Genomic DNA, 23,600 nt, shown 5'->3' with positions numbered 1-23,600 from the left:
TGCGATCAGACCGAGGAAGGTTTCCTGGAAGCGCGGAGCGACGGAGACCCCTTCGGAAAATCGTGAAGGAGCGCGCGTGCCATCGCCCTCGCCGATCTCGAATTCCTTCGCGAGAGGTCGATCAGGCTGGCCAGGCTTGTCAGACCGACGGTCGATCCGCAGCGCGAACACTCCACAAAGTGCAGGGCCGGCGGGAAGTCGCCGGGGCGGCTCTTGCTCACCACGAAATCGGATGACCCGCACTGCGGGCATGTGGTTCTGTACATGATGTGGCCGGACTTCCGGTTGAAGGTGGGAAAAAGGCGTGGCGTAATGTAGGAAGCGGCTCCAAGAATGTCAAGCGCAAAATGTTGGTGGCAGGGGATTTCCGTGGCGGCTAAATTTCATCTGCCGGATCGGAGAAACGCAGCCTAAAGGCTGCGGCTACCGAGCCCGAGGGATCGGTAGGGATGGCAACGAAACACAGCCAGCCCCCAAGGGATTTGTAATTGGTTTGAATAATCGAATATTGGGCCCATGAGGACAATTCTAATCGTTGACGACGAACGGGACATTCTGGACCTCGTCAGGTATAATCTGCAAAAGGAAGGATACGAGGTGCTGACCGCGCGAAGCGGAAAAGAGGCCCTCGAGATGGCCCGGCAGAATCCCGACCTCATCCTCCTGGACATCATGATGCCCGAATACGACGGGCTCGAGGTCCTCAAGCGTCTGAAAAAAGATGAACGGACGAGCCGCATACCGGTTGTGTTCCTGACGGCGAAAGGGAGCGATGTCGATGAAGTGCTCGGGCTCGAGCTGGGAGCCGAGGACTACATCGTCAAGCCGATCAGCATCCCGAAGCTCACCGCCCGGGTGAAGAACGTCCTTCGAAAGCGCGAAGAGGGGGATGCCGCGCCCGTTCAACCTATTTCGATCGGAGAGGTTGAGATCATCCAGTCCCAGCACATCGTCCGGATCGATCGCAAGGAAGTCTTCTTTCCCCGGAAGGAGTTCGAGGTGCTCCTCTATCTTGCGCGGCACACCGGACAGGTCGTAAGCCGCGAGTCGCTTCTCCGGTCCGTCTGGGGAAGCGACGTCCGGGTCGTCGACCGGACCGTCGACGTGCATATCAGGAAAATTCGCGAAAAACTCGGGAAGCGCGCGGGGATGCTCGAAACAATCAAGGGAGTGGGCTACAAGTTCAGGGAAGAGCAGTGAGGATTCAAACCAGAATCTCACTCCTTCTCGGCGCCCTTTCCATTGCAGTGATCCTCGCGCTCTCGATCTTCTCGACCATTTCGCTCGAGCAGTACCTCCTGGCCGCCGCGATCGTGCTGGTCCTCATGACGATCATATCGGTCGTCGTCCCGAAGCGGATCTCCCGACCGATCAGGGAAATGGCGGACGCATCGCTCATGATCCGGGCGGGAGACCTTTCACAACGGATGCCGGTCCGCTCCTCCGATGAGTTCGGCAGGCTCGCCGGTACGATCAACAGCATGCTCGACAAGCTCGTTGAGGATATCACCAGGCTGAAAAAGTTGGAACGTGTCCGCAGCGAATTCCTCGGGAACGTCTCTCACGAGCTCAGGACGCCGATCTTCGCCGTCCAGGGGATGCTCGAAACCCTTCTCAACGGTGCTCTTGAAGAAAGGGACGCCGCAAGAAATTTTGTCGAACGGGCACTGGCGAATACCGAACGCCTGAATGCGCTTCTGGGAGACCTCATCGAAATCTCGCGGATCGAGTCGGGCGACATGAAGATGAGCTTCCGGTATTTTAACCTCAATGAGTTTCTCAGTACCATCACTTCAGACCTCCGGCCGAGGGCGGGGGAACGGAACGTCACGCTGGTCCTGCAGGCCCCGGACGACGGCCTCCAGGTCCTCGGCGACCAGGACCGTCTGAAACAGGTCATGGTGAACTTGATAGAAAACGCGATCAAGTATAACCGTCCGGGAGGCGAGGTGGTGGTCTCGTCCGACCAGGCCGGAGAGCGGATTACAATATCGGTCAGGGATTCGGGGGCGGGAATCCCCCCCGAGCACCTGCCCAGAATCTTCGAGCGGTTCTACCGTGTCGATAAGGAACGCTCCCGGGACGCGGGTGGAACGGGTCTCGGGCTCGCAATCGTGAAGCATATCGTCGAGGCCCACGGAGGCAAAGTGGAGGTCAGAAGCGAACCCGGAAAAGGAAGCACCTTCAGTTTCGATTTAGGATCATAAACACCCCCCCTGCAATCTTAACAATTAGATAACACACCGGTAACGGCAACGTTATCTCGATTTTGTATTTTCCCCCCGTGTACGGAGGTTTGTCGCCATTCAAATCAGCGCAATCACAAATTCCTAAAGGACGCACGATGAAAACAATCGCTTGTTTATTTGTGCTCGGAATGCTGGGTGCTACCGTCTCCACACACGCCCAGCAGTCCGATACCCCAGCCACACCCCCACCCCCTAAGCAAACGATCACGGGAGAGGCGTACTTCGATTATTACTACAACATTCAGATGCGGGACACCACCAAGAAAGACCTGAACGGCTTTCAAGTCCGGCGGATCTATTTTACCTACGATCATTCGATTTCGCCTGATTTCGACGCGCGAATGCGCCTGGAAGCCGACGGAAAGGAACTCTCGACGCCGGGCGGAAAATTGACCACGTTCCTGAAGGAAGCCTGGATGAAATGGAAGAACATTTTTGAGGGAAGCGATTTCATCGCCGGCCTCTCCCCCACACCCGCCTATGACGTGTCCGAGGCGGCATGGGGATATCGATCGCTCGAAAAGACCATCATGGACCTCCGCGGGATCGCTCCCCGCACCGACCTGAGCGCCGACCTCAAGGGAAAGATCACCGGCGACGGCTCGTTGAATTACTGGGCCAAGATCGGGGATAATTCCGGGCAGACGCCCGAAACGGACAAGTACAAACGGTATTACGGCTCGCTGCATGTCAAATCCGGCTCACAGTTCCAGGCGACCGCCTACGCGGATCTCGAATCTGAACCGGGTAGACTCGATGCATTCGACGGCCAGACGAAGACCAATGACCGCATGACGCTCGCCGGATTCCTCAACTTCCGCCAACCCGACGAGTACTCGTTCGGCATCGAGGGATTCTATCATGTCACGCAGAATAACCTGGTGACAGGCCCCACCACCCCTCTGGAGAACCAGAACGCGTTCGGGGTAACGGCATTCGCCTGGGGATCCGTATCCGATAGGCTCCGGCTCGTCGGCCGCTTCGACGCCTATAACTCGAATACCGCAGCCACGAAAAACGCCGTCTATCTTTTTATCGGAGCCCTCGACTACATGCCGGTGAAGGACGTCCATCTCATGCCCAATATCTGGTTGCAATCGTACGCGGCCGACAATGTGACGAGCGACGTGGTGGCGAGAATGACGTTTAATTACGTCTACCGGTAGGAGGCGTAACGATTTCTTAACACTGAATTAACGAAGGCGTAACATCAAATCATTACCTTTATGAAGGAGCGAACAGCATGAAACGAATCCGATCAATCCTGCTCACCGCCGCCCTCACGGCGATCGCAATCGGGGCGGCAGTGCCGCAGGTGAAGCTGAACGGCGCGGGGGCGACCTTCCCCTATGTGATCTATTCAAAGTGGTTCGACGTCTATCATTCCAAGACCGGGGTGGAGTTCAACTACCAGTCGATCGGGAGCGGCGGCGGCATCAAACAGGTGATCGAGGGAACGGTGGATTTCGGCGCGACCGACGCTCCGATGACGGACGATCAACTCAAGGAAGCCCATGATAAGCAGGGTTCCGACGTCCTCCATATCCCGACGGTTCTGGGTGCCGTCGTGGTGAGCTACAACCTCCCTGCCATCGGCACCGGCTTGAAACTGACCCCGGAAGCGCTCGCCGGGATCTTCCTCGGTCAGATCACCGTCTGGAACGATCCGGCCATCGCGTCCGCGAATCCGGGCAAGACGCTCCCCGGCCAGCCCATCCTCGTCGCGCACCGGTCCGACGGAAGCGGCACGACGAACATCTTCACCGATTACCTCACCAAGGTCAGCCAGCCGTGGGCGGGGAAGGTCGGCAAGGGCACCGCGGTCAATTGGCCGGTGGGACTCGGCGGAAAGGGGAACGAGGGAGTGGCGGGCCTGATCAAGCAGTCCGAAGGTTCGATCGGATACGTCGAGCTCGCATATGCCGTCAAGAATTCCCTTCCCTACGCAAGCCTCCGGAACAAAGCCGGCAACTTCGTCGAAGCCGGTTTCGACGCCGTCTCGGCGGCGGCAGCGGGTTCGCTGAAATCGATCCCGCCGGACATGCGGGTTTCGATCACCAATGCGGACGGCAAGAACTCGTACCCGATATCGGGTTTCACCTGGCTTCTGATTTACAAGACAATGAAGAGCCCCGAGAAGGCGGAGGCAATCGGCAAGTTTCTGCGCTGGGCGATGGGCGATGGGCAGTCCTACGCCAAGGATCTCTACTATGCCCCCCTTCCGGCGGAGGTGCGAAAATTATGCGAAAAGAAAATCGCTTCTTTTGCGGTCAAGTAACCCGCGACAGATAGGCTGATCCAACGGGTGGCGGGGGGAATCCTCCCTCCGCCACCCATTTCGTCTGAGACCATGAGACCGACTTCCAGGGCTACCGCCAATATCGGCGACATTCTCTTCAAGTACTTCACCGCGATGTTCGCCGTGGCGATTCTCCTCATCGTCTGCCTGATGGGGTACGAGATGTATAAAGGCTCTCTCCCCTCGCTTCAAAAGTTCGGCCTGAATTTTCTGACGGGTTCCACCTGGGATCCCGTCGCCGAGGAATACGGAGCCCTCCCGTTCATTTTCGGGACGCTCGGCTCGTCGATGCTCGCACTTCTGATCGCGCTTCCGCTCGGGTTCAGCACTGCGATCCTCCTCTCCGAGCTCGCCCCCCGGTGGATGGAACCCTCCTTATCGTTCGTCGTCGAGCTCCTTGCCGCCATCCCGAGCATCGTGTACGGACTCTGGGGAATCTTCGTTCTCGTCCCATGGCTTCGCGTCTCGGTGGAACCGTTCCTTTCAAGATCGCTCGGCTTTCTCCCCTTCTTCGGGGGTACTCCGTACGGGTTCGGGATGATGGCCGCGGGACTCATTCTTGCCATCATGATCCTGCCCATCATCATCTCGATCTCGCGGGACGTGCTCAAGGCGATCCCGGCCTCCCAGAGGGAGGCAGCCCTCGCACTCGGGGCGACAAAGTGGGAATCGACGATCATCGTCGTGTCCGGAGCCAAATCGGGCATGTTCGGAGCCGCCCTTCTCGGATTGGGGCGTGCGGTGGGAGAAACGATGGCAGTCACGATGGTCATCGGAAACCGTGCGGAGATCTCCTCTTCGCTGTTCAGTCCGGCCGCGTCCATGGCGAGCGTGATCGCGAACGAATTTTCCGAGGCGACGTCCCCGATGTACGTGAGCTCCATCATCGAGATCGCGCTCCTTCTCTTTGTCGTCACGATCGTCCTGAACGCCCTCGCCCGCGGGATAGTCTGGAGCACCACCAAAAGGTTCAAGACCGCATGAGCGCGCCATCCTCCTTCTATTTTCTCTGGCGCAAGTCGAAGAACGGAGCGATGATCGCCCTTTCGATCCTGAGCGGCCTCCTGGTGATTCTGCCGCTCTTCCTGATTTTTTACTACACGATCTCGCAGGGCATCGGCGCCATCAACCTCGATTTCTTCACCCAGATGCCGAAACCGGTCGGTGAAACCGGAGGCGGAATGGCCAATGCGCTCACCGGAACGGGAATTCTCATCGCCCTGGGGAGCGCACTCGGCCTTCCGATCGGCATCTTCGCGGGAATTTACCTGGCGGAGTACGGCTCGAATCCGTTCGGGTCCACGCTCAGGTTTCTGGCGGATGTCCTGAGCGGCATTCCCTCGATTGTGGTCGGCGTCGTCGCCTACATCCTCGTGGTGATCCCGATGAAGCGCTTCTCGGCCCTTGCGGGCGGGGTCGCGCTGGGGCTCCTCATGATCCCCACCGTCACCCGGACCACGGAAGAAATGATCCGCCTGGTGCCCCACTCGTACCGCGAGGCCGCCCTCGCCCTCGGAGCTCCCCGATGGAAGACGACCATCCGGATCGTTCTGCCGACCGCCCTGAAAGGAATTACGACGGGCCTCCTGCTTGCCCTCGCCCGCGCCGCGGGAGAGACCGCCCCCCTCCTTTTCACAGCGCTCGGCAACCGGTTCTGGTCGACCTCGATCGGCGAGCCGATCGCGTCTCTTACGGTCTTCATCTTTGATTATGCAAAAGCTCCTTTTGAGGATTGGAACCGGCAGGCCTGGGCGGCCGCTTTTGTGCTGATCTCACTCATCTGCGTCCTGAATGTCCTGTTCCGGATTGCGACAAGGCGGCGATATGCCGAACGGTAAGTCTGTCATGACGACATCGGCCGCGAACGAAATTCATCCCGCTTCCGCGGGCGGCGCCGCCGCCGTGCCGAAGATGGCGACGCGCGAACTGAACGCTTTTTTCGGAAAGACCCAGGCTCTCAGGAACATGTCCCTGGAGATGGCTGCAAAGCGTGTCACCGCGATCATCGGCCCCTCGGGGTGCGGGAAATCCACTTTTCTCCGGTGCCTGAACAGGATGCATGAAGTCGGGGGAGGGACGATGGACGGCACGGTCCTTCTCGACGGCGAGCCGGTCAACGGCTACGATCCCGTGCTCCTCCGCCGCCGGGTGGGGATGGTCTTTCAGAAGCCAAATCCCTTCCCCACCATGTCGATCTTCGATAACGTGGCGGCGGGATTGAGGCTCAACAGCCGGATGAGCAAGAAGGAGCTCGCACCGGTCGTCGAACGCTGCCTGCGCAGGGCCGCGTTGTGGGACGAGGTCAAGGATTCTCTCGATAAGTCGGGTGTCAGCCTTTCGGGAGGGCAGCAACAGCGCCTCTGCATCGCGCGGACTCTCGCGGTGGACCCCGAAGTCGTTCTCATGGACGAGCCGGCAAGCGCTCTCGACCCGATCGCCACCGCAAAAATCGAGGAGCTGATTTTCGAACTCAAGGAGAGCTATACCATCATCATCGTCACACACAACATGCAACAGGCGGCGCGGATCAGCGATTGGACCGCATTCCTCTACCTCGGCCAGCTCATCGAGTTCGACGCGACGAAAAAGCTCTTCACGACTCCGGCGAAAAAACAGACCGAGGACTACATTACGGGAAGGTTCGGATGAAACGGCACTTTGAAGGTGAACTCGAAAGTCTGCAGACGAGCCTCATCAAGATGGGGAGCGTCGTCGAGGAGGCGGTGAAGCGTTCGATCAAGGCGTTTCTCGAGCGCGACGAGAGCCTCGCCCGGCTCGTGATCGAACAGGACGAGCGCGTGAATTCCCTCGAAATTGAAATCGATAACGCGATCATCGACCTCCTCGCGCTTCAGCAACCGGTGGCGATCGATTTGCGCCTCATCCTCGCCGTGCAGAAGATCAACAACGACCTCGAGCGGATCGGCGACCACGCGGTAAACATCGCCGAGTCCGCCCTCACGCTGGTCCAGCTCCCCACCCAGGGAACGCTCCTCGAGATCCCGGAAATGGCGAAGGTCGCTCAATCGATGCTCCGGAACGCGCTCGACGGGTTTATCCACCGGGATGCCCGGCTCGGAAGGGCGGTTCTTCTGCAGGACGACGTGATCGATGAGCTGAACCGGAAGACGGTCACCGGTTTCGTCAAGATGATGAAGGGCGACCAGAATACCATCGATGCCGGTCTCGATCTTATCCGCATCAGCAGAAACCTGGAGCGCGTCGCCGACCTTTCGACCAATATCGCGGAAGAGGTGATATTCATGGCCCAGGCGCGGGTCGTGAAGCATCACGCCGGCGAAGACGAGCCGGGATCGCAATCCTAACCGCGGTTCCCGCCTCTCTCTTACCGCAGACCTGAACTCTCACCCCAGTTCCCCGCGTTACTAGAGTACAAGAGGATGTAGCGTGTAAATTTCAACAAGCGAGCCGAAAACCCGCAGCCTAAAGGCTGCGGCTACCAAGCCCGAGGGATCGGTAGGCGCGACCTTCAGGTCGCGTGACGAGGAGGAATCGAAAATCAGCCAGTACCAAGGAGGATATTATCTTGAATTAGTTGTAGGAAAAGCGTATATTTGGCGGCTGAATGTGAAACGCAAGCCCCGCTCCTTCGCCGGCCGGCGAGGAAAGGCTCTTGGTGCTAAGAATCCAATTACTTATTGCATAATCACTTAGGAGAACGTGTATGAAACGTAACACTTGGTTGTTCCTTTCCCTCCTGGCAGCTTCCATTCTGTTTACCGCCGCCCGCGCCGATGCAGGGACAATCGTTGGAAAAGTCAATTTCAAGGGGACAAAGCCGCCCGTGACCATGATTACGATGGGCGCAGACCAAAAATGCCTGAAGATGCACGAGGGAAAGCAGGTCCCCTCCGAGAAAACCGTCGTGAATTCCAATAACACCCTTCAGTGGTCCTTCGTCTATGTCAAGAAAGGGCTCGAAGGGAAGAAGTTTCCGGTTGCGAAGGACAAGAAATCGATCGACCAGCGCGGATGCACATACCATCCCCACGTGTTCGGAATGATGGCCAATCAGCCGCTCGAAATCGTGAACAGCGATGCAACCCTCCACAACATCCACGCCCTCCCGAAGAACAGCACGCCGTTCAACATGGCGCAACCCAAGCAGGGCATGAAAAACGTGAAGACATTCGCCACCAGCGAAGTGATGGTGAAGGTCAAGTGCGACGTCCACAGCTGGATGGCGGCATACGTCGGAGTCCTCGATCATCCGTTCTACAGCGTCACCGATGACAAGGGAAGCTTCGAGATCAAAGGCCTCCCGGCAGGCGACTACGAAGTGGAAGCCTGGCATGAAGTGTACGGGACACAGACGATGAAAGTCACGGTCGGGGCGAGCGACACCAAGACGGTGGATTTTACCTTCACCGGAAAGTAAGCAGGCAGGCCTCCACCGGGAGCGCCACCCCCGCCGGTCCCTGAGGGAACGGCCGGGACGACGGCTCACCTGACACCACTTACGATGAATCGAGGTCTATGAAAACCAACCACGTCACGCCCGCGGCGGTCGCGGTGCCGCACACGGAGCTGCACCACGAGCACGAGCTGCCGTTCTGGCGCAAGTACGTCTTCTCCACCGATCACAAGGTGATCGGCCTCCAGTACGCGCTCACCAGCATGATATTCCTGTTCTTCGGCTTCGGGCTGATGATGATCATGCGCTGGCAGCTCGCGTACCCCGGCGATCCGATTCCCTGGATCGGTTCCCTTCTCGGTGAAGACCGCGCGCCCGGAGGCATCATGCTGCCGGAATTCTACAACCAGCTCGGCGCGATGCACGGCACGATCATGGTGTTCCTCGGCGTCGTTCCCCTTGCGGTGGGCGCGTTCGGAAACTATGTCATGCCCCTCCAGATCGGCGCGCCCGATATGGCCTTCCCGAAGCTGAACATGGCGAGCTACTGGGTCTACTTCGTGGGCGGCGTGACGATGCTCGGAAGTTTCTTCGTGCCGGGCGGCGCAGCCCAGTCGGGCTGGACGTCGTACCCTCCGCTATCCGATGTCACGATCCCCGGATTCTGGGGCGGCCAGACGTTCTGGCTTCTCGGCATGGTCTTTCTGATCACCTCCTCCCTGCTCGGCTCGGTCAATTTTATCGTCACGATACTCCAGCTCCGGGCGAAGGGCCTTTCGTTCATGCGCCTCCCGTTCTTTGTCTGGTCTCAGCTGGTGACGGGGTTCCTTCTGCTGTTGGCGTTTCCGCCTCTCGAGGCGGCCGGCGTGCTTCAGCTGATGGACAGGGTCGCGGGAACGAGCTTCTTCCTTCCGTCGGGGCTTGTCGTAAGCGGCCAGGTGTGGCCCAACAGCGGAGGCGGGAACCCGCTTCTCTGGCAGCATCTCTTCTGGTTCCTCGCTCACCCGGAGGTCTACGTGCTGATCCTCCCCGCTCTCGGAATCGTCGCGGAAGTCATCGCGAACAACACCCGGAAGCCGCTCTGGGGATATAAATCGCTCGTCTACTCCGTGATCTTCCTCGGGTTCATGTCGTTCATCGTCTGGGCCCATCATATGTTTCTCACCGGGATGGGCACCGCCATCAGCTCGTTCTTCCAGACGACGACGATGATCATTTCGATCCCCTCCGTGATCATTCTCTCCGCATTGTTCATGAGCCTCTACGGGGCGTCGATACGGTTCACGACTCCCATGCTCTTCGCGCTCGCATTTCTTCCGATGTTCGGGATCGGCGGCCTGACGGGGCTCCCGCTGGGGCTCGCCGCTTCGGACATACCGCTCCATGACACGTATTACGTGATCGGCCACTTCCACTATGTCGTGGCGCCGGGGACGCTCTTCGGCCTCTTTGCCGGGATCTATTACTGGTTCCCCAAAATCACCGGACGGAAGATGAACGAGGCGATGGGCAAGATCCATTTCTGGGGCACGTTCATTTGCATGAACGTCATCTTCTTCCCGATGCTCATTCAGGGGCTTGCGGGCGTGTCGCGCCGACTGTATGACGGCGGACAGCAGTACGCCCACGCCCAGGGAGTCCTTCACCTGAACGAAGTCATGTCGGTCGGCGCGTGGGTGATGGGAATCGTTCAGCTCGTCTTCATCCTCAATCTCTTCCTGAGCATCAGGAAGGGGAAGAAGGCGGAGGAGAATTGCTGGCAGGCGACGACCCTCGAGTGGGCCGCGGCGCCGACTCCCCCGATTCCGCACGGAAATTTTGCCACTGTCCCGGAAGTCTACCATGGTCCGTACGAGTACTCGGTCCCCGGTGCGGCGTCCGATTTTACTCCCCAGAACCAATCAACCAAATCGTAAATCATGGAAATTCCCTATACCGTTACCGCCCGCCCCGACACCGGCCTGTTCAACGCCAAGGCGGGGATCTGGCTCTTCCTCGCCTCGGAAGTCATGTTATTCGGCGCGCTCTTCACGACCTACATCCTGCTTCGTCTCGGGGCGCCTGAATGGCCGCACGGAGAGCTGGATGTCCTGCTCGCGACGGTCAACACCGGAGTCCTCATCACCTCCAGCATCACGATGGTCATGGCCTGGGCGTCGCTGATGATGAAGGACTTCCGGAAATACAAGCTCTATCTCGGGTTGACGATCCTTCTCGGGTTCGGGTTCCTGATCATCAAGTACTTCGAGTACAGCCACCATATCCGGATGGGAGACATTCCGAGCAAGAACACGTTCTTTGCGATCTACTTTACGCTGACCGGATTGCACGGGATCCACGTCATCGGGGGGATGATCGTGAATTCGTACTTCTGGGGGCCCGGAAGCAAAATGTGGAAGACCGAGCCCGCCCGCTTCACCAACCGGATCGAGGTTGCCGGACTCTACTGGCATTTCGTCGATCTCGTCTGGATTTTCCTGTTTCCCGTACTCTACCTCTTATAGGAGCCAGCATGGAATCCGCCGACCCGCAGGAAATCAAGAAACATGTCAGGAAGTACGTCACCGTGTTCGTCGCGCTTCTCTGCCTGACGATCGTCACGGTCGCGATCTCGCGGCTTCATCTTTCCGTTCCCATGGCCATCACCGTGGCGCTCGTGATCGCAACCATCAAGGGGTCTCTGGTCGCAAGCTACTTCATGCACCTCGTCTCCGAGAAGAAGGTCATCTACGCCACGCTTCTGTTGACCGTCGTGTTCTTCGCCGTCCTGATGTCGCTTCCGCTCTTCCATCACTCGGATCCGATCCTCTATCACAGTGTCCCTTAAGGCATTCCATATTTTCTTCATCTCTCTCTCGGTCCTGCTCGCGATCGGGTTTTCCGTCTGGCTCTTCCGGTCGTACTCGGGCTCGGGCGACGTCTGGACGCTGCTCGCGGCCGTCGCTTCGCTCGCCGCGGGCCTTGCGCTCATCCTCTACGGCATCAGGATCCTGAAGAAACTCAGACACGTGGGGTATTTATGAAACGATTTCTTTTTCTCTCGCTCCCCGCGGCGCTCACGCTGGCGCTCTCCGGCTCCGCGGCGGCCTGCCCGGTCTGTTACAGGGCGAACGATTCCCCCATGAACGCGGGCATGAACACGGCTCTCCTGGTCATGCTCGGGATCACCGGATTCGTCCTGGGGATCATTTCGCTCTTCTTCGTGATGCTCTGGAGGCGGTATCGACGGCTCCGGGGCCAACTTTCAGCACAGACATACATCGATCAACAAGGCGTACTTCGCCAGAACGACGAAAAAGGAGTCATGGAATGGAACAATTTTTAGGGCTGCCTCCCGACGCATCGCAGCATGGTCCGGCGATCGACCACCTCATCGGGCTGGTTCACTGGCTGATGCTGATCCTGTTCGTGGGTTGGGGCGCCTTCTACATCAGCACGCTCGTCCGCTTTCGCAGGTCGAAGAATCCCACCGCAAATTACGCGGGCGTCAAGAGCCATTATTCGAGCTACATCGAAGTCGGCGTGCTCGTCGCGGAGATCGTGCTCCTCGCGGCGTTTTCCATCCCCCTCTGGTCGAAGCGCGTCGACGCGTTTCCGGCGGAAAAGGACGCGACGATCGTCCGCGTCGTGGCGGAACAATTCGCATGGAACATCCACTATCCCGGCCCGGACGGCAAATTCGGCCGGACCTCGATCGGGCTGATCGACACCGATAACCCGCTCGGGCTCGACCGCACCGACCCCGACGCGAAGGACGACATCGTCACCAACAACAATCTCAACCTCCCCGTCAACAAGCCGGTGATCGTCCAGCTCAGCACCAAGGACGTGATTCACAGCTTCAATCTACCCGCGTTTCGCGTCAAGCAGGACGCCATCCCCGGCATGGTCATCCCCGTCTGGTTCACGCCGACGAAGACGACTTCGGAAGTGCGGGAGGAATTGCGCCACTCGTTCTCGATCGCCGACGCAATGAAGCGCGTGCGAATGCTGAAGCTTCCCGAACTGACGCACACGGCGATTTCCGCCGGATCGGGCCATGAGGATCTGATGCTCATGAAGGAGTACGCCGACAGCTCGGGCACGATCGCATCCAAGGGCGATCATCTCACGGCCGAGAACGCGACGAAGCTGGCCGAGGCCGGCATGACCGATGCGCCTGTCCGGCGTGTAGCGAATCTGGATAAGTTCGTCTCGATGGAGGACCACAAGGATTCGAGCGGCGCCGCCATGATCTCGAAGAACGATCCGCTGAGCGAAGACGCCGTCACGAAACTGGTCGAGGCGGGTGTGAAGGAGATTTCGGCCCGCCAGATGTCGAACATGGATGCCTTCGTGGTGATGGAATCCTACAACGACAAATCGGGCGCAGTCGCCGCAAACAAGGGGGACGCGCTTACCGAAGAGCTTCTTACGAAACTGGCCGACGCCGGGCTTTCCGAGGTCGTCATCGCTCCGGCGACCCCCACGGAGATCGCGTGCGCCCAGCTTTGCGGCCTGGGCCATTTCCGCATGCGCGGATACATGACCGTCCAGACTCCCGAAGAGTACAAGGCCTGGTTCGATCAGCAGGAGGCCGCCCTGACCCAGGCATCGGCTCCGGAACAAACCCCGGCACAAACAGGGACCGATTCGACACAGACCCCCCCGGCCGCGGAGAGCAAGCATTGACGAGTTACAGGAACCTTCACCGGTTCGCCCTCGGGACGGCAGTCTGCACGTTCCTCCTCATCGTCGCGGGCGGTCTGGTGACCAGTACCGGTTCGGGGCTCTCGGTGCCCGACTGGCCGAACACGTACGGCCGGTTTATGTTCGCCTTCCCGCTTGACCAGATGGTCGGCGGGATCGTCTTCGAGCACACGCATCGCCTGATCGCCTCGGCCGTCGGTTTCCTGACGGTTCTCCTCGCAATCTGGCTTTGGAAGCGCGAAGACCGGAGATGGGTGCGGATCCTCGGGGTTGCGGCAGTCGGCCTCGTCGTCGCGCAGGGCCTCCTTGGCGGTCTGACCGTGCTTCTTCTCCTTCCGCCCGCCCTCTCAGTCGGTCATGCGATGCTCGCCCAGACATTTTTTGTCGTCGTCGCGTCCCTTGCGCTCTTTACTTCCCCCTGGTGGCGGAGCGCTCAGCCGCGCCCGCCGGCCCGCTCGCGCTCGATCGTTTGGCTGGCCGGCTCGGCGACCGCCGCGGTCTTCATCCAGTTGATGCTCGGCGCCCTCATGCGCCATACCGATTCCGGACTTGCGATCCCCGACTTCCCTCTGGCCTACGGCCAGCTTCTTCCGTCACTCTCGGCGGACGCTCTCGCGCGCTACAATGCCACGCTCCTCGACCTTGGGATCCGGATTGCGGCGGACGGTCCCATCTCTTCCTCTCAGGTGCTGATCCATCTGGTTCACCGGATCTGGGCGGTGCCGGTCTTCCTTCTCGTCCTATGGACTTCGGTAAGACTCGTCAGGCTTGCACCGGTCTCGGGCCGGTTTTCACGGTTCGGCTGGATCCTTGGCGCGCTCGTGGCCGTCCAGATCCTGCTCGGCGCGATGACGGTTCTCTCCGGGAAAGCTGTTCTTCCTGCGACCGCGCATGTCGCGACGGGTGCGTTACTGCTTGTGGGTCTCGCGCTCGCGACACTGCATGGCGCCAGAGTGTGGGGACTGCCGCGCCTTGGAATCCTTCATTCCGCCTCCGCCCAATCGGCGTATGGAGGCGCCTCATGAACGGAACGGCAAAGGCGATCGGGCGCGCGAGGTATCCGCTTTTATCGAAGTTGTCCGATTACGGGGAGCTGATGAAGCCCGAATTGACGGGTCTTTCCGTCCTGACCTCGCTTTGCGGGTTCTATCTTGCGAGCTCCGGACCGTTTCACTATATACTGTTTGTGCACCTGGCGCTCGGGACTGCTCTTCTCGGGGGCGGGGCGGGCGCTCTCAACCAATTCATCGAGCGAGAGTATGATTCGCTGATGAAGCGGACAGAGCGAAGACCCCTGCCGGCGGGCCGGCTCGAACCCTCCGAATGCCTGACCTTCGGAATCGTGATCGCCGCGGCCGGAATGCTCGAGCTGACGCTCTTCGTAAATATCCTGACCGGATTCCTCGCGGCGGTGACATTCGCGACATACATCTTTCTCTATACTCCCCTCAAGCGCATCACCCCCTACTCCACTCTCGTCGGAGCCATTCCGGGCGCGCTTCCTCCGGTCATGGGATGGACGGCTGCCCGGAACAGCATCGGGACGGAGGCGGCCGTGTTGTTCGCCATTTTGTTTTGCTGGCAGATGCCTCATTTTCTCTCTCTCGCCTGGATGTACCGCCGCGATTATGCGCGGGCAGGGTTCAAGATACTGACCGTGGATGACCCGGGCGGGAGGCGCACAAGCCGGCAAATCCTCGCCTATTCGATCGGGCTCGTGCCGGTGAGCCTCGCCCCGGCATTCGCCGGAATGACGGGCCTCATGTCCGTAACCGGGGCCGCGATGCTCAGTCTCGGCTTTCTCTCAATCGGAGTCCTTCTTGCCAGGCAGTCGCGGCGTTCCCCGGCTGGAATTCACGCGGCCGATCCGGTCGAATTTAACTTTTACTCCCGGCGGATGTTTTTCGCTTCCTTGGTCTATCTCCCCTGTCTCATGCTCCTGCTGACGATTGATAAGGTATAGGAGAGCATCGACGAGGCCTCCCAAGTGTCATCCTAATCCCATATCTGTCATCCTGAGCACGCTCGCTTCGCTCAGTGTAAACTCCGCGAAGGATCTTCTTGTTCGTGGACTGGGATCCTTCGGTCGCTCCGCTCCCTCAGGATGACAATGGAGCATGCAGTCGAAGTAGAGCACCTGGTTCATTCGTACGGAACTCCCCGGCGCTCCGCCGCCCGCCTTCGACCGGCGGCCGGCCAGGCGGCAACCGGCGCCCGGCCCCCGGCCCTGAACGACGTATCATTTGAAGTCGCCAGAGGTGAGATGTTCTGCCTCCTCGGCCCGAACGGGAGCGGAAAGAGCACGCTCTTCCGCATCCTCTCCACGCTGATGAAGCAGACATTCGGGACGGTCCGCGTCTTCGGCGGGGACCTTGGGCTCCATCTGATCGAATCACGCAGAAAAATCGGCGTCGTCTTCCAGCACCCGAGTCTCGATCAAAAACTGACCGCTTACGAAAACCTCTATTGCCAGGGGCAGCTCTACGGCCTCGGGGGAGCGGCTCTCAGGGCGGCGATCGGCGAAATTCTCGGGCGTGTGGGAATGGGCGACCGGGCAAACGAGTTGATCGAAAAGCTTTCGGGCGGGATGCAGCGGCGGGTGGAACTCGCCAAAGCGTTGTTGCACAAGCCTCAACTCCTCATCCTCGACGAACCGAGCACAGGGCTCGACCCGGGCGCGCGGAAGGACTTCGACGGCTACCTGAAGGAATTGTGCGCGGCGGAACAGGTGACCGTCCTTCTGACCACCCATCTGCTCGACGAGGCGGACCAGTGCGACCGGATCGGGATTCTCGACGGCGGCTCTCTGGTCGCCCTCGGCTCCCCTGCCGCATTGAAAGAGGAGATCGGGGGAGATGTCGTCTCGATCACCGCGCCCGAGCCTGACGCGGTCGGGCGCCTCCTTCGCGAATCGTTCGGCGGCACCCCACAGGTGATCGGAAAGACGGTTCGCATCGAGCGGGCAAACGGCCACGAATTCATTCCGCAGCTTGTGCGCGCCTACCCGGGCAGGATCGATTCCGTCACATACTCCAAGCCGACCCTCGAGGACGTGTTCATCGGCCGGACGGGACACAGGTTCTGGGACCGCGAGGATGAACAGCACGGATGATCCCATGACAAACGCCCCTTCATCCTTCTGGCGGCCCGCGTTCAGCCTCGCGCGGCGTGAGCTCGTCAGATTTTACCGCCAACGCACCCGGATGATCGGGGTGATCGGCTCGCCCCTGGTGTTCTGGTTTCTGATCGGATCGGGACTCGGGACGTCGTTCCGGTATCCGAACGCCCCTCCCAACGTCAACTATCTCGAGTATTTCTACCCCGGGACGATCGTGTTGATTATCCTCTTCACGGCGATCTTCTCGACGATCTCGATCATCGAGGACCGCCGCGAGGGCTTCCTCCAGTCGGTGATCGTGGCCCCGGTCCCGAGATCCAGCATCGCGCTCGGCAAAATCCTCGGAGGGACGGTCCTTTCGTTGATCCAGGCCGTGATCCTTCTGCTGCTCGCCCCGGTGATCGGAATTTCGATCGGTCCCGCCTCCCTTCTCATTATCCTGTTCATCCTGATCGTCGTCTCTTTCGGTCTGACCGGGCTGGGATTTTTGATCGCGTGGCGGATGGATTCGTCGCAGGGGTTTCATGCAATCATGAACCTGTTCCTGATCCCTTTGTGGCTCCTCTCCGGAAGCCTCTTCCCCGTCTCGGGCGCCGCGGGGTGGCTCGGGACCGTCATGATGCTGAACCCTCTTTCGTACGGGATCGTCGCTCTGAGGGAGGCGCTCTACCTGGCCGCACCCGTCCCGGTGCGCGAGTTCGCCTCTCTTCCCGTTTCTCTTTCGGTCTCGGTGGCGTTCGCCCTCGCCACGTTTCTGATTTCCGTCGCCATCGTCCGGGCGGACAAATCGGCCTGATATGAGCGCCCGGCCCCGCCTCCTTGTCCTGATCATTTTCGGAATTCCGTTCACGCTCGGGATGGCGATCGTGACATACTGGTATATCTCCAACAGAGTCGAGAAGAAGGTCCTCCTGCCCACGTACGGCACAGTCCCGGAGTTCCGGCTTACCTCCGAAGAAGGGAGCCCCGTCTCCCGCCGGCAACTCCTGGGCAAGATCACGATCGCCGACTTCATCTTTACACAGTGCGCGGGGGCGTGTCCGGTCATGAGCTCGAAAATGTCTGAACTTCAACAATCGCTCCTGGCGGATCCCCATGCTCAATTTGTCTCCATCTCCGTCGACCCCGAAACGGATACTCCGGAAGTTCTCCGGCAGTACGCGAAGCAGTATGGCGCGGTCAGCGGAAGGTGGCGCTTTCTGACCGGGGATCGCACCGCGATCTACGGGCTCACGCGCGACGGCTTCCATCTCGGCCTCGACATCGAAGGAGACAGCGCGATCATCCACAGTCAGAAATTCGTGCTGATCGACCAGGAGGCGGGCATCAGAGGCTACTACGATATGGACGATTCGGACGCCGTCCGTTCGCTGCTTCACGACACACGGATTCTCTCGAGCAGGGTCGACCGGTGATCGAATTCCTCCCGGCGCTCAACGCCCTGCTGAACACGACCAGCGCGATCCTTCTGGTGACCGGGCACCGGATGATCGAAAAGGGGCGGCGGGAGACGCACCGGAAATTCATGATCGCCGCCTGCGTCGTTTCCTCCTGCTTTCTCGTCTCATACCTCACCTACCATTACTATCACGGAACGACCAGATTCACCGGAGAAGGATGGGTCCGTCCGTTCTATTTCACGCTTCTCGGCTCCCACACCGTTCTCGCTGCGGCGGTCGTTCCGCTCGTGCTGATCAGCCTCCGCCGGGGCCTGAGGAACGAGATCGGCAGGCACAAGGCCATCGCCCGCTGGACCTACCCTGTCTGGCTCTACGTCTCAATCACCGGGGTGGTCGTCTACGTCATGCTCTACCACATCTACGCCTGATACCGGGTGCTGGCTGAGGTTCAACAGACCAACGGAATAAACGCAGGCTAAAGCCTGCGCCTACCAAACCCGAGGGATCGGTAGCCACGACCTTTAGGTCGTGGGCTCTTTCCTGCTTTTGTAGGGGCGACGCATGCGTCGCCCGAAAGGATTGCGGTATCCGAACCGCGGGCGGGGCATGCCCCGCCCCTACAACGAATACAGGTCGACGGCAACGGCTGAGAGTGAGAAACAGCCGATCCGGTTTTTGACTTGACAATTTCCTCTTTTCTTCGTATCGTTCAAACATGATCTCAGTCCCCCGGAATAGCGGTTTTTGGTATTGGTACTGGTTTCCTGTACCTTCGGTACCGGGTGGGACGAGAACGGCATAATTTTCTAAAGATCGAGTAGTCAGCGAGCCCTTCTTGGAACACCAGGAGGGGCTTTCGTGTTTTAGGGCGAATCTGATGACATTCGAAGAATTTAAGGAACTCTCCCAAACATACAACGTCATCCCCGTCAGCAAGCGGATGCTTGCCGACACCTTGACGCCCGTTTCCGCCTACCTGCGGCTCCGGGAAGGCGCCGCGTGCTCGTTCCTGCTCGAAAGCGTGGAAGGAGGCGAGCGCTTCGCGCGCTACTCGTTCCTCGGGCGCGACCCTCTCGCGATCCTGAAATGCAAGGGGAAAAAGACCCGGATCATCGAGGTACGGCAATCCGATTCAACCCGTTCGGAGCGCGTCTCCGAAGGGAACTTCTTCGAAATCGTCAACGAGCTTGTCGGCCGTTACCGCCAACCGCCTCTCCCCTCTCTCCCACGATTCCGGGGCGGGCTTGTCGGTTTCATCGGATACGATGCCATCCGGTTCATCGAGAATATCCCCGCGGCCGCGGGCGACGACATGAACCTCGACGACAGCATCCTCGGGCTGTACGCCTCGGTGCTCGTGTTCGATCACTTGAAACACGAGATCATCACGATCGTGAACGAGCTCATCGAACCCGGCAGCGATCTCCGCCGCCAGTACGAGCATGCCCAGGAGGAAATCACGCGGCTCGAAACCCTCCTGGCCGATCGGGAAAGCCGTCCCCACGAGTTTCATCTCCTCGCGGGCCCGCTTCCCGATCGCCTGGAAAGCCACCCGGCCGGCCGGCAAGCCGAAGAGAAGGAGAGGGCCGGATATGAGGAAATCGTCAGGAAGGCGAAACACTACATCGAGGAAGGCGATATCTTCCAGGTCGTCCTCTCGCGCCGCTTCTCAGCCGGCATCAGCGGCGACGCGTTTAACGCGTACAGGTCGCTCCGGGTCATCAACCCCTCCCCCTACCTTTATTATCTCGATTTCGACGGCTTCAAGGTCATCGGCTCTTCCCCGGAAATCCTCGTCCGGATGGAAAATGGAATCGCGGAAGTCTATCCGATCGCGGGCACCCGTCCGCGGGGCATCACCGAAGAGGAGGACAGAAGGCTGGAAGCGGAGCTTCTCTCCGACGAGAAGGAGCGCGCCGAGCACGTCATGCTCGTCGACCTCGGCCGCAACGACCTCGGCCGCGTGTGCGAGGTGGGCAGCGTCGCCGTCGACCAGCTCATGACCGTCGTCCGTTATTCGCACGTCATGCATATCGCTTCCCGTGTGATCGGGAAGGTGCGGCAGGGAACGAGCTGCGTCGACGTCCTGAAAGCCACCTTTCCCGCCGGAACCGTCTCGGGGGCGCCGAAAATCCGCGCCATGGAGATCATTGACGAGCTTGAGTCGTCGCGGCGGGGCCTCTATGCGGGGGGGGTCGGATATTTCGACTTCTCCGGAAATATGGACATGTGCATCGCGATCCGGACGATGTTTTCATCGAACGGGCGGATTTACCTGCAGGCAGGCGCCGGAATCGTGGCCGATTCAGATCCGGCCCGGGAATACGACGAAACCACCAACAAGGCCCGCGCGCTCGTCGAGGCGCTCCGGATGGCGGAAGGAATTTCGCGTTGATTTTGATCATCGACAACTACGATTCGTTCACGTACAACCTCGTCCAGCTCGTCGGCCTTCACACCGGCGACTACCGGGTGGTCCGGAACGACGCGCTCACTCTGAAGGAGATCGTCTCGCTGAAACCCGGCGGAATTCTGATCTCGCCGGGGCCCGGGAGGCCGGAACATGCGGGCGTCTGCGTCGAACTCATCCGGCTCCTGGGCCCTTCCACGCCGATCCTCGGAGTTTGCCTGGGGCATCAGGCGATCGGAGCCGCCTACGGCGGCACCATCTGCCGCGCGCCGGTCCTGATGCACGGAAAAACCTCGGAGATCCGCCATAACGGGAAGGGGCTCTACGCTGGCCTCGGAACTCCGTTTACCGCTACACGCTATCACTCGTTGATCATCGGCACGGACCATTTACCCCCCGAGCTCGAAGTCACTTCGACCACCGACGATCGAATCATCATGGGAGTGCGTCACCGGGAGTACCCGGTCGAGGGGATTCAATTCCACCCCGAGTCGGTGCTCACCACCAGCGGCCCCCGGATCATTGCCAACTGGCTGCGGAGCGCCCCCCGCCCCGAGGTGGCCGCGCGATGAGGGAGCTGATCCGGAAGGTCACGGAAGGCGGACATCTCACGCGCCAGGAGGCTGCCTCCGCGATGCGTACCATCATGGAGGGGGCCGCGACGGACGTGCAAATTGCCGGGTTACTTGTCGCCCTGCGAACCAAGGGGGAGCAGACCGAGGAAGTCCTCGGGTTTGTTGAGGTGATGCGGGAAAAATGCGTTCGGGTCGCGCTGGACGATGCCGACGCGATCGACATGTGCGGGACCGGCGGCGACGGCACGGGCACGTTCAACATCTCGACAGTCGCTTCCTTTGTCGTGGCCGGTGCCGGCGTCACGGTGGCGAAGCACGGGAATAAGTCGATATCGAGCGCGTGCGGCAGCGCCGACGTGCTCAGGGCGCTTGGAGTGAATATCGACCTCCCCCCGGGGCGGGCCGGGGACTGCATCAACCGCGTCGGAATCGGTTTCCTCTTCGCGCCCCTCTTTCACCCGGCGATGAAACATGCGGCGAAGGCCCGGGCAGAGCTCGGGGTCAAGACGTTGTTCAATATCCTCGGCCCGATGACCAACCCGGCCGGGGTCCGGCGCCAGCTCGTGGGCGCGTTCAGCGAAGGGGCCGCCCGGATGATGGCGGGAGCTTTTTCGCGCCTCGATCCCCTCCGGATTCTGGTCGTTCATTCGGACGACGGGCTCGACGAGGTGTCGCTCGAAGCACGCACGACGCTTTTCGATATCGGGAGCAGGTCCTCCGCTGAACCGAGCCATCTGGAACCGGGGCACTTCGGCTTGCCGGCAGTGAAGCGTGATTCCATCCTCGGCGGCTCGAGTGAAGCCAACGCTGCGATCGCGCTCCGCATTCTCGGAGGCGAAAGGCTCCCCCACCGCGATATCGTGCTCGCGAATTCGGCTCTCGGCCTGATGGCCGCGGGAAAAGCCGCGAACGTCAGCGATGCGGTCCGCCTGGCGGGGGAATCGATCGATTCGGGGAAGGCGCTCGGGAAGCTCGAAGCATTGAGGGAGTACGCTTCCAAATGAATATTCTCGAGACCATCGTCGATCACAAACGCGGAGAGGTCGCGTCCCGGAAGCGCGGGACACGGATCTCGGACCTGGCTCAGACTGAGTTCTACGGAGCGGGCACGCGGTCGATGACCCGCGCCATCGCGCAGGCAAAGACCTTCGCGATCATAGCGGAGTTCAAGCGATCCTCACCCTCGGCCGGCTCGCGCAGGGAGGGCCCCTCTCCCGTCGAGGTCGCGCGCCAGTACGCGGCAAACGGTGCGGCCGGCATCTCGGTGCTGACCGACGAGCGGTTTTTCTCCGGCACGATTCAGGATTTGCGGAGCGTACGCGAGTCGATTCTCCTTCCGGTCCTCCGGAAAGATTTCATCATCGACGAGTTTCAGGTACATGAGGCGAAATCATGCGGCGCCGATGCGGTCCTGCTCATCGCGGGGATCCTCGACAAGGCCCATCTGGCCGACCTCCACGCCGCCGCCGCCGAACTCGGCCTTGAGGCGCTCGTCGAGCTCTACGACGAGAAGGAAATCGACCGCCTCGATCTCGACCGTATGCGCCTGATCGGCATCAACAACCGGGATCTTCGGTCTTTCGAAATCGACCTGGGCCGCACGGTGACCATGGCAGCCCATTTTGCGCCGGTGAAAGGAATCACGCTCGTCAGCGAGAGCGGAATCCGCGAGCCCTCCGATCTCCTCAAGCTCCTCGCCTGCGGAGTCCGGTCGGCGTTGATCGGAGAACATTTTATGAAATCGTCGTCGCCCGGCGCGTCGCTCCGGGAACTCTTGAAAGGAGTCGGTCATGAAACTCAGGGTTAAGATTTGCGGCATACGCGATTCCGAAGATGCGCAGATGTGCTCGTCGGCGGGCGCCGATGCTCTCGGGTTTATTTTCTACACGGGGAGCCCGCGGTACGTTGATCCCGATGCGGCGGCCGCGATCATACGGGAGCTGCCGCCTTTTATTACGCCTGTGGGCGTGTTTGTGAACGCCGGGAGAGAGACGATCCAATCGGTCATCAGGCGGACCGGGATTCGGGCGATCCAACTGAGCGGCGACGAGACTCCGGCGGATTGCCAGGGATATCCCCTGAGTGTCGTCAAAGCGTTCAGGATCAGGAACATCGACGAGGTCGAACGGGTGAAAGAGTACGCGATCTCCGCCGCCATGCTCGACGGCGCGAGCGGAGGCCCGGGCATCCGCCCGGACGGCGGGGAACCCACTCCCGGCGAAGGACACGGAGCCAGCGTGTACGGCGGATCGGGGACGATGCCGGATCTCTCGGTCGCCGAGCGCCTGAAGAATTACTATCCGCTCATCGTCGCCGGGGGACTCAATCCGGAAAATGCGCCCGTCGTCGTCAGGGCGGTAAAGCCCTACGCGATCGACGTCAATAGCGGCGTCGAATCCGCCCCGGGCAAGAAGGACCGGAACAAAGTGAAGTTGTTGTTTGAAGCGCTCGGAACAATCGAGTAATCCTCCACCCTCTACGGAAC

The 23,600-nt window shown here is 60.2% G+C and carries 27 protein-coding genes; 26 read left to right on the top strand and 1 reads right to left on the bottom strand.

Annotated features, from left to right (window positions below):
- Positions 1 to 5: 5 nt before the first annotated feature.
- A complete protein-coding gene (locus tag VI215_04490; protein ID HEY6191568.1) occupies positions 6 to 266 on the bottom strand; it encodes a hypothetical protein in 261 nt (86 codons plus the stop codon).
- A gap of 250 nt (positions 267 to 516) precedes the next feature.
- Here VI215_04490 and VI215_04485 point away from each other — a divergent pair, with 250 nt between their 5' ends.
- From VI215_04485 to VI215_04360, 26 genes are all read left to right on the top strand, one after another.
- On the top strand, positions 517 to 1,200 hold the full coding sequence (locus VI215_04485; protein ID HEY6191567.1) for a response regulator transcription factor: 684 nt from the start codon (positions 517 to 519) through the stop codon (positions 1,198 to 1,200).
- Positions 1,197 to 2,207: an ATP-binding protein gene (locus tag VI215_04480; protein HEY6191566.1), complete on the top strand. Its 1,011-nt coding sequence runs from the start codon at positions 1,197 to 1,199 to the stop codon at positions 2,205 to 2,207. Before VI215_04485 ends, VI215_04480 begins: the two co-directional genes overlap by 4 nt.
- Before the next feature lie 137 nt (positions 2,208 to 2,344).
- Positions 2,345 to 3,415 (top strand): hypothetical protein, encoded by a 1,071-nt coding sequence (locus VI215_04475; GenBank protein ID HEY6191565.1) that lies wholly within the window; start codon positions 2,345 to 2,347, stop codon positions 3,413 to 3,415.
- Positions 3,416 to 3,492: 77 nt separating this feature from the next.
- On the top strand, positions 3,493 to 4,527 hold the full coding sequence (gene pstS / locus VI215_04470) for a phosphate ABC transporter substrate-binding protein PstS (GenBank protein ID HEY6191564.1): 1,035 nt from the start codon (positions 3,493 to 3,495) through the stop codon (positions 4,525 to 4,527).
- 72 nt (positions 4,528 to 4,599) lie between these two features.
- On the top strand, positions 4,600 to 5,532 hold the full coding sequence (gene pstC, locus VI215_04465) for a phosphate ABC transporter permease subunit PstC (protein HEY6191563.1): 933 nt from the start codon (positions 4,600 to 4,602) through the stop codon (positions 5,530 to 5,532).
- Positions 5,529 to 6,386, top strand: a complete 858-nt coding sequence (pstA, locus tag VI215_04460) for a phosphate ABC transporter permease PstA (GenBank protein ID HEY6191562.1) — start codon at positions 5,529 to 5,531, stop codon at positions 6,384 to 6,386. The genes pstC and pstA overlap by 4 nt, the downstream gene beginning before the upstream one ends.
- 73 nt (positions 6,387 to 6,459) lie before the next feature.
- The gene (pstB, locus tag VI215_04455) at positions 6,460 to 7,197 is read left to right on the top strand and encodes a phosphate ABC transporter ATP-binding protein PstB (GenBank protein HEY6191561.1); all 738 of its coding nucleotides are present in this window, start codon (positions 6,460 to 6,462) and stop codon (positions 7,195 to 7,197) included.
- Positions 7,194 to 7,874 carry a phosphate signaling complex protein PhoU gene (gene phoU, locus VI215_04450; GenBank protein ID HEY6191560.1) on the top strand — a complete coding sequence of 227 codons (681 nt, stop codon included), beginning with the start codon at positions 7,194 to 7,196 and terminating at the stop codon, positions 7,872 to 7,874. Before pstB ends, phoU begins: the two co-directional genes overlap by 4 nt.
- Positions 7,875 to 8,233: 359 nt before the next feature.
- The gene (locus tag VI215_04445) at positions 8,234 to 8,947 is read left to right on the top strand and encodes a carboxypeptidase regulatory-like domain-containing protein (protein ID HEY6191559.1); all 714 of its coding nucleotides are present in this window, start codon (positions 8,234 to 8,236) and stop codon (positions 8,945 to 8,947) included.
- Between the two features lie 98 nt (positions 8,948 to 9,045).
- Positions 9,046 to 10,839, top strand: a complete 1,794-nt coding sequence (locus VI215_04440) for a cbb3-type cytochrome c oxidase subunit I (protein HEY6191558.1) — start codon at positions 9,046 to 9,048, stop codon at positions 10,837 to 10,839.
- Between the two features lie 3 nt (positions 10,840 to 10,842).
- Complete coding sequence (locus tag VI215_04435; GenBank protein HEY6191557.1) at positions 10,843 to 11,427, top strand: cytochrome c oxidase subunit 3; 585 nt, start codon at positions 10,843 to 10,845, stop codon at positions 11,425 to 11,427.
- 8 nt (positions 11,428 to 11,435) lie between these two features.
- The gene (locus VI215_04430; GenBank protein ID HEY6191556.1) at positions 11,436 to 11,750 is read left to right on the top strand and encodes a cytochrome C oxidase subunit IV family protein; all 315 of its coding nucleotides are present in this window, start codon (positions 11,436 to 11,438) and stop codon (positions 11,748 to 11,750) included.
- Positions 11,740 to 11,946: a hypothetical protein gene (locus VI215_04425; GenBank protein ID HEY6191555.1), complete on the top strand. Its 207-nt coding sequence runs from the start codon at positions 11,740 to 11,742 to the stop codon at positions 11,944 to 11,946. The genes VI215_04430 and VI215_04425 overlap by 11 nt, the downstream gene beginning before the upstream one ends.
- A complete protein-coding gene (locus VI215_04420) occupies positions 11,943 to 12,248 on the top strand; it encodes a hypothetical protein (protein HEY6191554.1) in 306 nt (101 codons plus the stop codon). The genes VI215_04425 and VI215_04420 overlap by 4 nt, the downstream gene beginning before the upstream one ends.
- Positions 12,233 to 13,594: a hypothetical protein gene (locus VI215_04415; GenBank protein ID HEY6191553.1), complete on the top strand. Its 1,362-nt coding sequence runs from the start codon at positions 12,233 to 12,235 to the stop codon at positions 13,592 to 13,594. The genes VI215_04420 and VI215_04415 overlap by 16 nt, the downstream gene beginning before the upstream one ends.
- A complete protein-coding gene (locus VI215_04410; protein ID HEY6191552.1) occupies positions 13,591 to 14,637 on the top strand; it encodes a COX15/CtaA family protein in 1,047 nt (348 codons plus the stop codon). The genes VI215_04415 and VI215_04410 overlap by 4 nt, the downstream gene beginning before the upstream one ends.
- On the top strand, positions 14,634 to 15,575 hold the full coding sequence (gene cyoE, locus VI215_04405) for a heme o synthase (GenBank protein HEY6191551.1): 942 nt from the start codon (positions 14,634 to 14,636) through the stop codon (positions 15,573 to 15,575). Before VI215_04410 ends, cyoE begins: the two co-directional genes overlap by 4 nt.
- Before the next feature lie 147 nt (positions 15,576 to 15,722).
- Complete coding sequence (locus VI215_04400; protein ID HEY6191550.1) at positions 15,723 to 16,724, top strand: ABC transporter ATP-binding protein; 1,002 nt, start codon at positions 15,723 to 15,725, stop codon at positions 16,722 to 16,724.
- Between the two features lie 4 nt (positions 16,725 to 16,728).
- The gene (locus VI215_04395; GenBank protein ID HEY6191549.1) at positions 16,729 to 17,526 is read left to right on the top strand and encodes an ABC transporter permease; all 798 of its coding nucleotides are present in this window, start codon (positions 16,729 to 16,731) and stop codon (positions 17,524 to 17,526) included.
- 1 nt (position 17,527) lies between these two features.
- The gene (locus VI215_04390) at positions 17,528 to 18,145 is read left to right on the top strand and encodes an SCO family protein (GenBank protein HEY6191548.1); all 618 of its coding nucleotides are present in this window, start codon (positions 17,528 to 17,530) and stop codon (positions 18,143 to 18,145) included.
- The gene (locus VI215_04385) at positions 18,142 to 18,558 is read left to right on the top strand and encodes a DUF420 domain-containing protein (protein HEY6191547.1); all 417 of its coding nucleotides are present in this window, start codon (positions 18,142 to 18,144) and stop codon (positions 18,556 to 18,558) included. Before VI215_04390 ends, VI215_04385 begins: the two co-directional genes overlap by 4 nt.
- Positions 18,559 to 19,007: 449 nt before the next feature.
- The gene (gene trpE / locus VI215_04380; GenBank protein HEY6191546.1) at positions 19,008 to 20,525 is read left to right on the top strand and encodes an anthranilate synthase component I; all 1,518 of its coding nucleotides are present in this window, start codon (positions 19,008 to 19,010) and stop codon (positions 20,523 to 20,525) included.
- A complete protein-coding gene (locus VI215_04375) occupies positions 20,522 to 21,112 on the top strand; it encodes an aminodeoxychorismate/anthranilate synthase component II (protein ID HEY6191545.1) in 591 nt (196 codons plus the stop codon). Before trpE ends, VI215_04375 begins: the two co-directional genes overlap by 4 nt.
- Entirely contained in the window at positions 21,109 to 22,119 is a 1,011-nt protein-coding gene (gene trpD, locus VI215_04370; protein HEY6191544.1) for an anthranilate phosphoribosyltransferase, read from the top strand. Before VI215_04375 ends, trpD begins: the two co-directional genes overlap by 4 nt.
- A complete protein-coding gene (trpC, locus tag VI215_04365) occupies positions 22,116 to 22,922 on the top strand; it encodes an indole-3-glycerol phosphate synthase TrpC (GenBank protein HEY6191543.1) in 807 nt (268 codons plus the stop codon). Before trpD ends, trpC begins: the two co-directional genes overlap by 4 nt.
- Entirely contained in the window at positions 22,906 to 23,580 is a 675-nt protein-coding gene (locus tag VI215_04360) for a phosphoribosylanthranilate isomerase (protein ID HEY6191542.1), read from the top strand. Before trpC ends, VI215_04360 begins: the two co-directional genes overlap by 17 nt.
- Positions 23,581 to 23,600: the final 20 nt, after the last annotated feature.

This window comes from Bacteroidota bacterium (assembly GCA_036522515.1).
Taxonomy (GTDB): Bacteria; Bacteroidota; Ignavibacteria; order UBA10030; family SZUA-254; genus VBOC01.
The sequence above is the reverse complement of the archived record's forward strand: the minus strand, read 5'-3'. Positions and strand labels throughout refer to the sequence as shown.

What these genes read in the sequence shown, in the direction of transcription:
- VI215_04490 (HEY6191568.1), bottom strand. Translation starts at nt 266, where the DNA reads ATGTACAGAACCACATGCCCGCAGTGCGGGTCATCCGATTTCGTGGTG.
- VI215_04485 (HEY6191567.1), top strand. Translation starts at nt 517, where the DNA reads ATGAGGACAATTCTAATCGTTGACGACGAACGGGACATTCTGGACCTC.
- VI215_04475 (HEY6191565.1), top strand. Translation starts at nt 2,345, where the DNA reads ATGAAAACAATCGCTTGTTTATTTGTGCTCGGAATGCTGGGTGCTACC.
- pstS (HEY6191564.1), top strand. Translation starts at nt 3,493, where the DNA reads ATGAAACGAATCCGATCAATCCTGCTCACCGCCGCCCTCACGGCGATC.
- pstC (HEY6191563.1), top strand. Translation starts at nt 4,600, where the DNA reads ATGAGACCGACTTCCAGGGCTACCGCCAATATCGGCGACATTCTCTTC.
- pstA (HEY6191562.1), top strand. Translation starts at nt 5,529, where the DNA reads ATGAGCGCGCCATCCTCCTTCTATTTTCTCTGGCGCAAGTCGAAGAAC.
- pstB (HEY6191561.1), top strand. Translation starts at nt 6,460, where the DNA reads ATGGCGACGCGCGAACTGAACGCTTTTTTCGGAAAGACCCAGGCTCTC.
- phoU (HEY6191560.1), top strand. Translation starts at nt 7,194, where the DNA reads ATGAAACGGCACTTTGAAGGTGAACTCGAAAGTCTGCAGACGAGCCTC.
- VI215_04445 (HEY6191559.1), top strand. Translation starts at nt 8,234, where the DNA reads ATGAAACGTAACACTTGGTTGTTCCTTTCCCTCCTGGCAGCTTCCATT.
- VI215_04440 (HEY6191558.1), top strand. Translation starts at nt 9,046, where the DNA reads ATGAAAACCAACCACGTCACGCCCGCGGCGGTCGCGGTGCCGCACACG.
- VI215_04435 (HEY6191557.1), top strand. Translation starts at nt 10,843, where the DNA reads ATGGAAATTCCCTATACCGTTACCGCCCGCCCCGACACCGGCCTGTTC.
- VI215_04430 (HEY6191556.1), top strand. Translation starts at nt 11,436, where the DNA reads ATGGAATCCGCCGACCCGCAGGAAATCAAGAAACATGTCAGGAAGTAC.
- VI215_04420 (HEY6191554.1), top strand. Translation starts at nt 11,943, where the DNA reads ATGAAACGATTTCTTTTTCTCTCGCTCCCCGCGGCGCTCACGCTGGCG.
- VI215_04415 (HEY6191553.1), top strand. Translation starts at nt 12,233, where the DNA reads ATGGAACAATTTTTAGGGCTGCCTCCCGACGCATCGCAGCATGGTCCG.
- cyoE (HEY6191551.1), top strand. Translation starts at nt 14,634, where the DNA reads ATGAACGGAACGGCAAAGGCGATCGGGCGCGCGAGGTATCCGCTTTTA.
- VI215_04400 (HEY6191550.1), top strand. Translation starts at nt 15,723, where the DNA reads ATGGAGCATGCAGTCGAAGTAGAGCACCTGGTTCATTCGTACGGAACT.
- VI215_04395 (HEY6191549.1), top strand. Translation starts at nt 16,729, where the DNA reads ATGACAAACGCCCCTTCATCCTTCTGGCGGCCCGCGTTCAGCCTCGCG.
- VI215_04390 (HEY6191548.1), top strand. Translation starts at nt 17,528, where the DNA reads ATGAGCGCCCGGCCCCGCCTCCTTGTCCTGATCATTTTCGGAATTCCG.
- trpE (HEY6191546.1), top strand. Translation starts at nt 19,008, where the DNA reads ATGACATTCGAAGAATTTAAGGAACTCTCCCAAACATACAACGTCATC.
- trpD (HEY6191544.1), top strand. Translation starts at nt 21,109, where the DNA reads ATGAGGGAGCTGATCCGGAAGGTCACGGAAGGCGGACATCTCACGCGC.
- trpC (HEY6191543.1), top strand. Translation starts at nt 22,116, where the DNA reads ATGAATATTCTCGAGACCATCGTCGATCACAAACGCGGAGAGGTCGCG.
- VI215_04360 (HEY6191542.1), top strand. Translation starts at nt 22,906, where the DNA reads ATGAAACTCAGGGTTAAGATTTGCGGCATACGCGATTCCGAAGATGCG.